The sequence below is a fragment of the Niveispirillum sp. FG156 genome (assembly GCF_057809555.1).
In genome coordinates this window covers 114,325-127,364 of record NZ_JBMDKE010000007.1, presented here as the reverse complement: position 1 = coordinate 127,364, position 13,040 = coordinate 114,325, and the positions used below count along the sequence as shown (strand labels likewise).

At 66.3% G+C, this 13,040-nt stretch carries 11 protein-coding genes; 6 read left to right on the top strand and 5 right to left on the bottom strand.

The window, feature by feature from the left end; translation table 11 throughout:
- Position 1: 1 nt before the first annotated feature.
- From nadA to nadC, 3 genes are all read left to right on the top strand, one after another.
- Positions 2–1,015: a quinolinate synthase NadA gene (gene nadA / locus ACODSP_RS06285; RefSeq protein ID WP_054167955.1), complete on the top strand. Its 1,014-nt coding sequence runs from the start codon at positions 2–4 to the stop codon at positions 1,013–1,015.
- A gap of 147 nt (positions 1,016–1,162) precedes the next feature.
- On the top strand, positions 1,163–2,773 hold the full coding sequence (locus ACODSP_RS06280; protein WP_488964763.1) for an L-aspartate oxidase: 1,611 nt from the start codon (positions 1,163–1,165) through the stop codon (positions 2,771–2,773).
- Positions 2,773–3,624 carry a carboxylating nicotinate-nucleotide diphosphorylase gene (gene nadC, locus ACODSP_RS06275; protein WP_488964762.1) on the top strand — a complete coding sequence of 284 codons (852 nt, stop codon included), beginning with the start codon at positions 2,773–2,775 and terminating at the stop codon, positions 3,622–3,624. Before ACODSP_RS06280 ends, nadC begins: the two co-directional genes overlap by 1 nt.
- Positions 3,625–3,784: 160 nt before the next feature.
- On the opposite strand, the gene ACODSP_RS06270 is transcribed toward nadC, so the two are convergent.
- Entirely contained in the window at positions 3,785–4,843 is a 1,059-nt protein-coding gene (locus tag ACODSP_RS06270; protein WP_488964761.1) for a lysine-2,3-aminomutase-like protein, read from the bottom strand.
- A 234-nt stretch (positions 4,844–5,077) separates the two neighbouring features.
- Between ACODSP_RS06270 and ACODSP_RS06265 the strand changes: the two genes are divergently transcribed.
- Complete coding sequence (locus ACODSP_RS06265; protein ID WP_488964760.1) at positions 5,078–5,428, top strand: iron chaperone; 351 nt, start codon at positions 5,078–5,080, stop codon at positions 5,426–5,428.
- 144 nt (positions 5,429–5,572) lie between these two features.
- Here the strand turns inward: ACODSP_RS06265 and ACODSP_RS06260 are convergent, their stop codons facing one another.
- From ACODSP_RS06260 to ACODSP_RS06250, 3 genes are all read right to left on the bottom strand, one after another.
- Complete coding sequence (locus tag ACODSP_RS06260) at positions 5,573–6,070, bottom strand: methylated-DNA--[protein]-cysteine S-methyltransferase (protein ID WP_488964759.1); 498 nt, start codon at positions 6,068–6,070, stop codon at positions 5,573–5,575.
- A 159-nt stretch (positions 6,071–6,229) separates the two neighbouring features.
- A complete protein-coding gene (locus ACODSP_RS06255) occupies positions 6,230–8,047 on the bottom strand; it encodes a DUF885 domain-containing protein (protein WP_488964758.1) in 1,818 nt (605 codons plus the stop codon).
- Between the two features lie 126 nt (positions 8,048–8,173).
- Positions 8,174–9,985, bottom strand: a complete 1,812-nt coding sequence (locus ACODSP_RS06250) for a potassium/proton antiporter (protein WP_082372318.1) — start codon at positions 9,983–9,985, stop codon at positions 8,174–8,176.
- Positions 9,986–10,452: 467 nt separating this feature from the next.
- On the opposite strand from ACODSP_RS06250, the gene ACODSP_RS06245 reads away from it, so the two are divergent.
- Together ACODSP_RS06245 and ACODSP_RS06240 are read left to right on the top strand one after the other, a co-directional pair.
- Entirely contained in the window at positions 10,453–10,923 is a 471-nt protein-coding gene (locus ACODSP_RS06245; RefSeq protein ID WP_488964757.1) for an Hsp20 family protein, read from the top strand.
- Positions 10,924–11,194: 271 nt separating this feature from the next.
- Positions 11,195–11,413, top strand: a complete 219-nt coding sequence (locus ACODSP_RS06240) for a DUF1150 family protein (RefSeq protein WP_054167962.1) — start codon at positions 11,195–11,197, stop codon at positions 11,411–11,413.
- 159 nt (positions 11,414–11,572) lie between these two features.
- Here the strand turns inward: ACODSP_RS06240 and rfaE1 are convergent, their stop codons facing one another.
- Positions 11,573–13,024 carry a D-glycero-beta-D-manno-heptose-7-phosphate kinase gene (gene rfaE1 / locus ACODSP_RS06235; protein ID WP_488964756.1) on the bottom strand — a complete coding sequence of 484 codons (1,452 nt, stop codon included), beginning with the start codon at positions 13,022–13,024 and terminating at the stop codon, positions 11,573–11,575.
- Positions 13,025–13,040 lie beyond the last annotated feature (16 nt).

Sequence of the window (13,040 nt, the reverse complement as noted above, 5' to 3'; positions counted from 1 at the left end):
CATGTCCGCCCCCCTCGACCTGTCCTACAGCCCTGAAGTGGCCGAGGCCACCAAGCCGATCTATGACCGGGTCAAGGGCGTGATCCCGGAGGTGGAATGGCCCTTCCATGCGCCGCTGGTGGCCGCCATCAACCGGCTGAAGAAGGAACGTAACGCCGTCATCCTGGCCCATAACTATCAGGCGCCGGAGATTTTCCACACCGTGGCCGATATCGTGGGCGACAGCCTGCTGCTGGCGCGCAAGGCCGCCGAAACCGATGCCGATGTCATCGTCCTGGCCGGCGTGCATTTCATGGCGGAGACGGCGAAGATCCTGTCGCCGGAAAAGACCGTGCTGATGCCCGCCATGGATGCCGGCTGCTCGCTGGCCGACAGCATCACGGCGGCGGATGTGCGCCTGCTGCGCGAACGCTATCCGGGCGTGCCGATCGCCACCTATGTCAACACATCCGCCGCCGTGAAGGCGGAAAGCGATGTCTGCATTACGTCGGGCAACGCGGTGGAGGTGATCAACTCCCTGCCCGGTGACGAGGTGCTGTGCATTCCCGATGAGTATCTGGCCAAATGGGTGGCGACCCAGACGACGAAGAAGGTCATCGCCTGGAAGGGCCATTGCGAGGTGCATGAGCGCTTCACGGGCGAGCAGCTTCGGGCATACCGGACCCAGTTCAAGGGCGACATCACCATCATCGCCCACCCGGAATGCCCGCCCGATGTCCTGGCGGAGGCGGATTTCGTCGGCTCCACCGCCAAGATGCAGGATTATGTGGAGGGCCAGCAGCCCAAGCGCGTGCTGCTGATCACCGAATGCTCCATGGCCGACAATCTGGCAGCCACCAACCCGGCGGTGGAATTCGTCCGCCCCTGCAATCTCTGCCCCCATATGCGCCGCATCACCCTGTCGAACATCCTGGAAAGCCTGCAAACCATGCAGCCCCAGGTCCATGTCGACCCCGCCATCGCCGGTCGTGCGCGGCAGGCGGTGGAGCGGATGCTGGAAGTGGGCAAGAAGTGACGCGCCCGACCAACATCCGGGCGAAGAGCGCAGTACCGTCGGGCATTGCCCATGCCCGACGGAGGCCGGCGACTGCCGGCCCGGCGCACGTGCGCCGTAAGCCAAGCCGCCGGATGGCGGCGCCCGGCGCCTGAGGGAGCAAAGAAAATGCAGCTTCGTGACAGCGACGTGATCGTCATCGGGTCCGGCATGGCCGGGCTGGTGGGTGCCCTGTCGCTGGCCCCGCTGCGCGTGACCGTGCTGACCAAGACCGATGATCTGCCCGGCGGCTCCTCCAACTGGGCGCAGGGCGGGATTGCCGCCGCCATCGACCCCGCCGATGATCCCGCCGAACATGCCGCCGACACGGTGGCCGCCGGGGCCGGTCTGACCGACCCGGAAATGGCGGCGCTGTTGACCGATGAGGGGGCCAAGCGCCTGACCCGGTGGATCAACCAGGGCCTGCCCTTTGACCGGGAGGCCAGCGGGCGGCTGTGCCTGGGCCGGGAGGCCGCCCATGGGGCGGCCCGCGTGCTGCATGCCGGTGGCGATGCCACGGGCCGGACCCTGATGGCCGATCTGTCGGCCCGTGTCCGCGCCGCCGCCCATATCAGTATCCAGGCAAAATCCTTCGTCTGGGATCTGGTCATGGGCCGCCATGGTGTGGCCGGTGTCCTGGCCCATCATGCCGAACAGGGTTGGGTCTTCCACCGCGCCGGAGCCGTGCTGCTGGCCTGCGGCGGCATCGGACAGTTGTACCGCCACACCACCAACCCGGCAGAGGCGACGGGCGACGGCATTGCGTTGGCCGCCCGCGCCGGGGCCGACCTGGCCGATCTGGAATTCGTGCAGTTCCACCCCACCGCGCTCGCCGGGACCCGCACCGGTCAGGTGCCGCTGCTGACGGAGGCGCTGCGCGGGGCCGGTGCCCATCTTCTGGATGAACATGGCGGGCGCTTCATGGTGAAGGCCCATCCGCTGGCCGAACTGGCGCCGCGCGATGTGGTGGCCAAGGCCATTGGCGGGCGTATCGCCAATGGCCTGCCCGTCTATCTGGATTTGCGCGCCCTGTGGGCCGATGGCGGGGCCGTGAAGTTCCCGACCGTGGCCGGCATCTGTGCCGCCGCCCGCCTGGACCCCGCCCGCCTGCCCATCCCCGTGGCGCCCGCCGCCCATTATCACATGGGTGGCGTGGTCACCGATCAGGATGGGCGGACCAGCATCCAAGGCCTCTATGCCGCCGGTGAGGTCGCCTGCACCGGTGTGCATGGGGCCAACCGTCTGGCCAGCAATTCGCTGCTGGAGGCGCTGGTCTTTGCCGAACGCGCGGCGGATGCCATCCTGGCCTCCCCCCCCCCGCGCCCCGGCCCCATCGCCCTGCCCGACCTGCCCGCCACCATGACGCCCAGCGTACAGGCCGCCGCCGTGTCGGTGCAGGCCGCCGACATCATGGCCGAAAGCGTGGGCCTGCTGCGCGATGGTATCGGCCTGTCCTGCGCCCTGGCAGAGCTGGAGGCGCTGGAGGCCGGCCTGGACCTGGAGGTCGGGGTGCAGGACCCCGCCGCCATCCGCCTGTCGGGGGAGCTGCGCAATCGTCTGCTGACCGCCATCCTGATCACGCGCGCCGCCCTGAACCGGCAGGAAAGCCGGGGCGCGCATCAGCGGTCCGACTGGCCGGAATCCCGCGCCGAATGGCGCCACCGTCAACGTTTGACCCTGTCCGGCCCCGCCCCCCGCATCCGCGTGGCCCCGCCCCGTTCCCCCCTGCCGGTGATGTGATGACCCTGCCGCTGTACCCGATCCAGTATGAGACCCTGATCCGCACGGCCCTGGCGGAGGATCTGGGCATGGCGGGCGATCTCACCACCGATGCCTGCGTGCCGCCCGACGCCACGGCCACGGCCCTGTTCAATGCCCGCCATGATGGCGTCTGCGCCGGCCTGGACGCCGCCCTTCACGCCTTCACCCTGCTGGACCCAACCCTATCCATCACCCGGCATGTGAAGGATGGCGACCGCATCGCGCCGGGCACGACGCTGGCCACCGTCGAAGGCGCGGCCCGCCCCATCCTGTCGGGCGAACGGACGGCACTCAACCTGCTGGGCCGGCTCTGCGGTATCGCCAGCGAGACGCGGCGGCTGGCCGACCGGATCGACGGCACGGGCGCGCAGATCGTCTGCACCCGCAAGACCACGCCCGGCCTGCGCGCGCTGGAGAAATATGCCGTGCGCGTCGGCGGCGGCGGCAATCACCGTTTCGCGCTCGATGACGCCGTCCTGATCAAGGACAACCACCTTGTCGCCGCCGGCGGCCTGCGCGCGGCGGTGGAGCGCGCCCGCGCACGCGCCGGCCATATGGTGAAGATCGAGGTGGAGGTGGATGACCTGGATCAGCTGGCGGAGCTGATCGACCTGAAGGTCGATGCCGTGCTGCTGGACAATATGGACCCCGCCACCCTGCGCCGCGCCGTGGAGATGGTGGCGGGCCGCATGGTCACCGAAGCCTCGGGCGGCGTTACACCCGATACCATCCGCGCCATCGCGGAGACGGGCGTCACCCTGATCAGCCTGGGCTGGCTGACCCATTCGGTGAAGAATTTCGATATCGGCCTGGATTTCGTGGTGGAGTGAGAGAGGATGCCCTCACCCTCCCAAACGCTTACGCGTTCGGGCCCCTCCCTCTCCCGCCAAAGCGGGCGAGGGGCAAAGTTTCTCCCCTCGCCCACGAACGTGGGAGAGGGAGGGGCCCATTGACGCCAGTCAATGGGAGGGTGAGGGCAAAACCCACCCATCACCCCTGATAAGGCCGCTTGCCCCCGCGCGGGTCTTCCACGATCCATTCCCCGTCACCCGCCGGGGTCAGATAGCTTTCGGTCAGCGGCACCTTCCCGTGCCCACCGGGGATGTCCAGGATATAGGTGGGCTGGCACAGGCCGGACACATCGCCGCGCAAGCCCTTCATCAAGGCGCGGCCCTCCGCCACGCTGGTGCGGAAATGGCTGGTGCCCTTGGCCAGATCGCCATGGTTCAGGTGATAGGGCTTGATGCGATTGCTGATCATGGTGCGGAAAGTACGGGTCAGCGTCTCGACATCGTCATTGACCCCGCGCATCAGCACGCTTTGCCCCAGCATGGGGATGCCGGCATCGACCAGCCGCGCGATGGCCGCCCGCCCCTCCTCGCCAAACTCCCGCCAATGGTTGGAATGCAGCACCACCCAGGTGGGAATGCGCGGGCCTTTCAAGGCCGCCACCATGTCCCCATCCACCCGCGCCGGGTCCACCACGGGCACGCGGGTATGGATGCGGACCAGGCCCAGATGCGGGATGGTGTTCAGCCGCCCGATAATCTCCGCCATGCGGCGCGGCGACAGGATCATGGGATCGCCACCCGTCAGGATGACTTCCCAGATCTCCGGATTGCCCGCGATATAGGCGATGGCGGCGTCCAGTTCGTCGGCGTTCAGCGCATCCGACCCCGGCCCCACCATTTCCCGACGGAAGCAGAACCGGCAATAGACCGGACAGGCATGGACGGGTTTCAGCAGCACGCGATCCTTGTAGCGATGGACGATGCCCTTCACGGGCGTGAACGGATCATCGCCGATGGGATCGGCCAGCTCTTCGTCCTTGATATCCAGTTCCCGCGCGTCGGGCAGGAACTGTCGCGCCACGGGATCATGGGGGTCCGTCGGGTCGATCAGGTCCACCATGGCCGGCGTCACGGCCACCGCGAACTGCGCCGCCACCTGTTCCAGCACGGGCAGATCGGCAGGGGCCGCCAAGCCATGATCAGCCAGATCGCGGACATGGCGAAGGGTTTTCGGACGGGGGGCGGGATCGCGGGGCATGATGGCCCTATGGGGGCCAAGCACCGGGTCCCTGTCAAGCGGCGGCCCGGCTTTCCTGCCATGCTGCCCATTGACTGGGTCGGCCATTGGCCGTTCCATGGGGGGGGGGGGGTGACCACCAACGGTCAAAGCCTTGACCGTTGGTCCGGCGGCGACTGCCGCCGCGCGGCCCATGCCGCGCAAGCCCAAGCCGCCGGATGGCGGCGCCCGGCGCCTGAGGGAGGAATAGCTATCATGGTGCAGTCAAAGGCCGCCGACGTCGATGCCTTCCTGGCCGATGCCGATCCCGCCCGCCGCCCCTGGCTGGAAAAGCTGCGCCAGATGGTGCGCGCCAACCTGTCCGGCCATGTGGAAGGGGTGCAGTGGGGCATGCCCGTCTATAGCGTGGACGGCAAGGCCATCATCGCCTTCGTCAGCCAGAAACAATACGTGTCCGTCTATCTGACCGGTGTGACGATCCCACCGCAGCATGAGGAGGCCTGGGCAAAGCTGGACCATGGCAAGGGCTGCGTGCGCTTCCGAAAGGCAGAGAAGATTGAATTCGACCTGCTGGCCGCCATCCTGCGCGATGGGGTCAGGGTTTAGCCCTCGATACTCACCCCCCGTAGGTCGTGGGTGAGGCGCATGCCGAACCCCGACATTCAATGGGACCGTCGCTTGGTCGTGGTTCGCTTGGCGGCTCACCCGCGACCTACGGCCATCAGTCATCAGCCGAGGCTCCTGGTTTAATCACCCCTTCTCATGCCGCAGCAGCCATTCCTTGCGGTGCAGCCCGCCGCCATAGCCGGTCAGCGATCCATCGGCCCCGATGACGCGGTGGCAGGGCACGACAATGGCGATGGGGTTGGCCCCATTGGCCAGCCCCATGGCCCGCACGGCGGCGGGCCGGCCGATCCGGGCTGACATTGTGCCATAACTCACGGTCTCACCGGGCCGCAGCCGGCGCAGTTCCGTCCAGACCAGCCGCTGAAAATCGGTCCCGTTTGTGGCTGTGGGCAGCCGGTCCGGCGCCGTCAGGTCGCCATCGAAATAGGCGGTCAGCGCCTGGGCGACCGCGTCCGGCACCGGCCCATCATCCAGGTCCACCACCCCATAATGCCGGCGCAGCAGCCGGTCCATGCGGGGCCGGTAATCCTCGAAATCCAAGGCCCGTAACGCGCCCGCTCCGTCCGTCACGATCAGGGCGGTGCCGATGGGGGTGGCCAGCGTGGAAATGGTCAGGCGCATGGGGGCAGGCTCCGTCAGAAACGAGGCCCACCCCTATCACGCCGCCCCAAGCGGCGCTGGCGGTTATCGGACCTTTGCAGGCTGTCCATTGAGACAAGCCTCAATGGGAAAGGCCCAAATCCGGGCGGGTTATACCCTGTCCCGCCCGGTTTCAGGCTGTCAGGCCTTGGACCAAGCCTCAACCTGTTCCGTCAGCATGGTCAGGGGCATCCGGCCATTCTTGAGGATCGTGTCATGGAAGCCCTTGATGTCGAACTTCGCCCCCATCCGCTTCTTGGCGGCCTCGCGCAGTTCCAGGATCTTCAGCATGCCGATCTTGTAGCTGGTGGCCTGACCGGGCCAGCCGATATAGCGGTCGATCTCCCGCGCGGCGCCACCCGGATCCAGGGCGGAATTGGTGGTGAAATAGTCGATGGCCTGCTGCCGGGTCCATTTCTTGGCATGCAGGCCGCTATCCACCACCAGCCGGATGGCCCGCATCAGTTCCGCTTCCAGGCGGCCATAGTCATTATAGGGGTCCTGGAAGAAGCCCATCTCCTTGGCCAGATACTCGGTATAGAGCGCCCAGCCTTCCCCATAGGCGGAATAGCCGCCGCCGAATTTCTGGAAATCGGGCACGCCCGACAATTCCTGGGAAATGGCCACCTGCATGTGATGGCCGGGAATGCCCTCGTGATAGGACAGGGTCTCCAGCCCGATGCGCGACCGGGCGCGCATGTTGGACAGGTTCACATAATAGATGCCGGGGCGCGACCCATCGGGCGAGGGGCCGTTATAGAAGGCGCCGGGGGAGGATTTCTCCCGGAAGGACTCCACGGCCCGCACTTCCATCGGCGCCTTGGGCTTCAGGTTGAAGACCAGATCCAGCTTGGGCCGGATGGCGTCGACATAATCGGCGGCCTGCTTCAGATAGGCGGCCCGACCCTCGGCGCTGTCGGGATAGTAGAACTGGTCATCCTGGCGCGTGAACTGGAAGAAGGCGGCCAAATCGCCCTTGAAGCCGACCTGCTTCATGATGGCCCGCATCTCGCCATGGATGCGCTTGACCTCGGCCAGACCGGTGGAATGGATGTAGTCCGCCGTCAGCGGCAGCGAGGTCCAGCGCTTCAGGCAAGAGGCGTAGAAGGCCTGACCGTCGGGCAGGCGCCAGGCGCCATGGTCAGGATTGGACCGGGGTGCCGCGCCTTGCAGCCACTTGATCAGCGACAGATAGGCCGGCGCCACGCCGGTGCGCATGGCATCCGCCGCCTGTTCCAGCAAGGCGGCCTTGTCCGCCTCGGGCAGGTCCAGCTTGGCGATCTTGGCCTTGATATCGGTGAAAAGCGGGGCCTCCGCCGTGGATTGCGGCTCCACGGGCTGGCCCTTGATCTGGTTGCGGCAGGTCTGGATCAGATCGGGGAAGAAATAGCGGGGCGGCAGGACGCCGGCAGCATCCGCCGCGCGCAGCCTTTCCTCCACCTGCGCGTAATAGCGCGGGAACTGCCGCAGCCGGGCGATATAGGCCTCGGCGTCGGCCCGGCTTTCCACCTTGTGCTGATTGATCATCTGCACAGGCAGGTTCACATGCGGACCACTGACCAGGGTCAGGGGGTACTGATGGTGACGCCAACGGAAATCATCGATCTCATCCTGCGCCCGTTCCCGGAACAGGTGGGCATAGAGCCTTGCCTGCGGCGACAGCCTGTCATCGGGGAAATCACGGGCCAGACGCGCCAGGTCCTGCCTGTTCTGCTCGATATCGGCGGCGGCCTGCGCATCGCTGACATCATCCAGCTGGTCATACTGGGTCTTGCGGCCCAGTTGCATGGCGCGCAGCGGGCTTTGCGCCACGTCACGTTCGAAGGTTTCGGCAAAGAAGGCGTAGAGCGCCTTATCCGCCGGCCCTTCCTGGGCGAGCGCCGGGGCGAAAACAGACGGCAGCAGGGCCGCCACGGCGGTACCACCGCCCAGCGCCAGCAAATGACGACGAGAGATCATGGAGACATACCCGTTTATTATTCATGTCCGATGGGAACAGGGTGCCTGCATGGCATTCCAGGTCAAGGCCTTGATCAAATTGGCCCCAAAATATCATGGGGCCAATTTACCCCGACCAACGGATGCTCAATCTCCACCCACAGCCTGCCGGCGCATGGGGTTGGCCAGACGGCGGCGGATGCGCTGGCCAGCGGCGCGCAGCTGGTCGCGCAAGCCGGCCCAGCCCGTGGCCGGCGGGGTCAGGTCGATGCCGACCACATCGACCTCGCCACCTTGCAGGCTGACCACGATCAGTTCCATCTCCCCCACCCGCACCCGGTCACCCAGCGAGGGATCATGGCCCAGGCGGCGGCGGATCAGGGTGGACAGGGTCACCGCCGGATCGTCCCCGGCATCAAACCCATACATGCCGCCCACCGCCATGGCCGGCATATCGCCCGCAATCTGAAAATCACCGGCGGGCCGGTCCTCGTCAAAGGCTTCGATGCGGCGCCCGAACATCCGGTCCATGACGGCCAGGGCCGACCCGTCGCCCATGGCCAGAACGGTGTCGCCGGGCTGCAACCGGTTGGCATCTTCGGGCCGCACGGGGCGGCCATTCTGGATCAGGGCCAGAAGCTGGACCGTTTCCGGGATGATCAGCTTGCCCTTGCCGCGCCGCGCCGCCTCGCTGTCGCGCGCCACGGTGAACACGGCCAATTGTCCCGCCCCGTCGGGCAGGTCGACATCGGCGCGCGACGGGGCCTCCGGCTGCGGCGGGGCCAGCAAGCCCAGAAGGCGGGCCGCCGGCCCGACCGTCCAGCCCTGGATCAGCAGCGACAGCAGCACGACGACAAAGGCCACCGCGAAATAGGCCTGCGCCCCCGGCACCCCGGCCAGGATCGGCATGGCGGCCAGCACGATGGGCACCGCCCCGCGCAGGCCCACCCAGGAAATATAGGTCCGTTCCGCCAGGGTGAACCGGAACGGCACCAGACAGGCAAACACGGCCAGCGGCCGGGCGATCAGCATCAGGCCAAAGGCGATCAGCGTTCCCGGCACGATATAAGGGCCCAGCGTGGAGGGCGTGACCAGCAGGCCCAGCATCACGAACAGCCCGATCTGCGCCAGCCAGGCCAGACCATCATGGAAACGGCGGATCAGACGGTCGGCCTTATGTGGCCGGTTGCCCAGGATGAAGCCCGCCAGATAGACGGCCATGAAGCCCGAGGTGCCCGCCGCCTGTGCCCCGCCAAACACGAACAGGGCAAAGGACAAGGCCAGGATCGGGTACAGACCGTCGGCCAGATCCAGCCGGTTGACCAGCCAGACCAGCGCGAAGCCGGCCCCCAGCCCGAACAGCACGCCGCCGACAATATGCCGGACCAGTTCCAGCAGCAGATGCACCGGCTCCAGCTCCCCCGGCGTCGTCAAGGCCGTCACGCAGAGCAGGGTCAGCAGCACCGCCATCGGATCATTCAGACCCGACTCCACCTCCAGCGTCGCCGAAATACGCCCGCGCAGGGCCAGACCGCGCAGGTTCAGCAGGAAGAACACCGCCGCCGCATCGGTAGAGGCAATGATGGCCCCCACCAGCATCCCTTCCTTCCAGCCCACACCCATGACCAGACAGACCAGCCCGCCTGTCACCAGCGTGGTGATCAGCACCCCTGCCGTGGATAGGCTGAAGGCCGGCCAGCGGGCCAGCCGGAAGGTCTCGGCATGGGTGCGCAGCCCGCCATCGAACAGAATGACGGCCAGGGCCGTGGACCCCATCAGATAGGCCAGCTTGAAATCGCCGAAATGGATGCGGCCCGGCCCATCCTCCCCCGCCAGCATGCCAAGGCCCAAAAAGACCAGCAGCAGCGGCGCGCCCAGCCGCGAGGAGACGCGGCCGGCCAGGATGGACAGCAACAGCATCAGCCCCGCCAGGAAGATCATCTCATTGATGGCTTCCACGCCCGTTCCTTTCCGGCCTCCGGTCCGCCATGACCGGTTCCTGGCAATATAGGTCATTCATCAAGGCACAATGACCAATTCGCAACGATAGTGACGGGAAAGGCACAGGGGCGAAAGCAGAGCGAAAGGATAGGGTCAGACCCGTTCCTGCCCCTTTCGGTCTAGGCATAGGCACCTTCACCCGGCATGGCTGGACATGGCACCCGGCACCTGAAAAGTCTTGTCCCGAATCTGCCCAATTTTTAATCACCCCCGGAACCATGCGCGCAAACAGAGGGGCGACTCCGGCGCCGTTCACAGACTTATCCACAGATTCTGGGGATTGGCTGGGGCGGTGTGGGGACTTGTCTTGACCGTTTGGGCGCAATACCCATTTATACGTAACTACACCATCGGCGGTGCCTATCTGGGCCGCCGGGGTGACGGGGCAGCGACCCCGGCCCAGCTCGATCATGAGGGGACCCGAATTGACCACCCGCCTTTCCTTGTTCAACAGTCCGTTTCTTCTGGGCTTTGACCAGTTTGAACGCACGCTGGACCGTATCGCCAAGAACGCGAACGAAGGCTATCCGCCCTACAATATCGAACAGACCGGCCCTGACGGGCTGCGCATCACCCTGGCCGTGGCCGGCTTCACGCCCGAGGATCTGCAGGTGCAGATGGAGGACAACCAGCTTGTCATCCGGGGCAAGCAGGCCGACGACAAGAACCGCACCTATCTGCATCGCGGCATCGCCGCCCGGCAGTTCCAGCGCAGTTTCGTCCTGGCCGAAGGGATCGAGGTCGTGGGCTGCAATATGGATAACGGCCTGCTGAACGTTGATCTGCGCCGCCCCATTCCGGAGCCGAAGGTGCGCACCATCAAGATCGGCAAGGGCGACAATGGCAATGGCGACGCCCCGCACACGATCGACGTCTCCCCCGACCGCCGGGGTTGAGGCCCCGTTGGCCAAGGTAATGCCAAGGGGCATGACCCATGACCCTTGGAGGCCGCCGACCGGCGGCCCGGTGTATGAGGGAAAATGCAAAGACCAAGAGTCATATCCCATGGCTCTTGGTCTGACATCGCCCATCCGCCACTGTGCGGAAAATGGACGATGTCACAATCCGTAAACCATATTTCAACGGTTGGTCGCCTAAATGAAGGGGCGCCCATCCTTTTGGCCCTGCCATACGCAAGCAGGGAAATGACGTGGAGTTTGCGGGGACATGAATCCGACCATTCAGTATCTGCGCCGGTTGAGCCCCAAGGATTTCGCCGCCTTCGGCGTGAACGACCTGGCCTATGTCAAGCCGACCCAGAATGAGGGCAAGCCCGGTTACGCGATCCATGCCGCCGACGGCACCATCCTGACCTTTGTCGAACGCCAGGACGTGGCCTTCGCCACCGTGCGCCAGCACGATATGGAGCCGCTGAGTTTGCAGTGACCTGAGAGAACCTGTTGCGTAGCGCGGATTAGCGAAGCGTAATCCGCGGGAACCCGGTCCACGGTGTTGCTCCGCGGATTACGCTTCGCTAATCCGCGCTACGATGAAACCACCGGGGTGATATGACCGGTCAGGAATTCTTGCCCTTGGTATAGTTTTTTACTTCATGCGGGCGATGGTGCCGGTGGTGCTCTGTCCCTCGGTCAGTTCCGCCAGGACCACACGCCCGCCCCAGCCCTGTACTTCCCCGGCCCCGACCACCGTATCCACGGTATAATCGGCCCCCTTGATCAGCACATCCGGGCGCAGCGCGCGGATCAGGTCCAGCGGCGTATCCTCCCCGAACAATACCACCAGATCGACATCGCCCAGCGCCGACAGGACGGTAGCGCGCGAGGCCTCGTTCTGCACGGGCCGTGTCGGGCCCTTCAGGCGGCGCACGCTTTCATCGCTGTTCAGGCCCAGCACCAGCCGGTCACAGGCGGCACGCGCCTGAGCGATCAGGCTGACATGGCCCGGATGCAGCAGGTCGAAACAACCATTGGTGAAGCCGACGCGCAGGCCCTGCCGGCGCCAGCGTTCCGCCTGTTCGACGGCACGGTCCAGCGTCACCCGCTTGCCCCCCTGCCCCGTGGCCAGGGTCAGGCCGGCCCCATCGCGCAGTTCGGAGGGGCGTACCGTTGCCGTGCCCACCTTGGCCACCACGATGCCGGCGGCGATATTGGCCAGCATGGCGGCATCGGCCAGACCGGCCCCCGACGCGATGGCGGCGGCCAGCACAGCGACGACCGTATCGCCCGCGCCTGAGACATCGAACACCTCGCGCGCCTGGGCGCGCAGATGGATGACGGGCCCGTCGGCGGGCACCACGCTCATCCCCTGTTCACTGCGGGTCGCGATGACGGCCCCGATACCGCAATCGGACAGCAGAGCGCGGCTGGCCGCGATGACGCCAGCATCGTCGCGCACCGGCATCCCCGTCGCCTCGGCCAACTCGCCGGCATTGGGGGTGATGCAGAAGGCCCCGCGATAGCGGCGATAGTCGCGCCCCTTGGGATCGACCAGCACCCGCACACCGGCGGCATGGGCCAGTTCGATCATGGAGGCCGCGAGATCGGGCGTCAGCACGCCCTTGCCATAATCGGACAGGACTAGGATACCGGCATCGGGCAGCCGTTCAGCCACCAGGGCCAGCAGGCGGGCGCCATCGGCATCGGCCATCGGCGCATCGGTTTCGGCATCGGCGCGCAGCAATTGCTGCCCGCCCGCGATGAAACGGGTCTTGGTGGTGGTGGGCCGGCCCGCCACGGTCAGGATGCCATCGGCAGAGCCCAGCAGACCCGCGACCAGGGCCAACAGTTCGCGGCCCGCCGCATCATCCCCGACCACCGATACAAGCTGTGTCCTGGCCCCCAGGGCCGCCAGATTGGCCGCGACATTGCCGGCACCGCCCGGCATCGTGGCCTCATTCAGCACGCGCAGAACGGGGATGGGCGCTTCCGGCGACACACGCTCCACCCGGCCCCGGGTGAACCGGTCCAGCATGATATCCCCCACCACCAGGATGCGGGAACCGGCAAGCGCGTCGATCAGGCTGTGAAGGTCGGTCATGAAGCACATGGGGCGG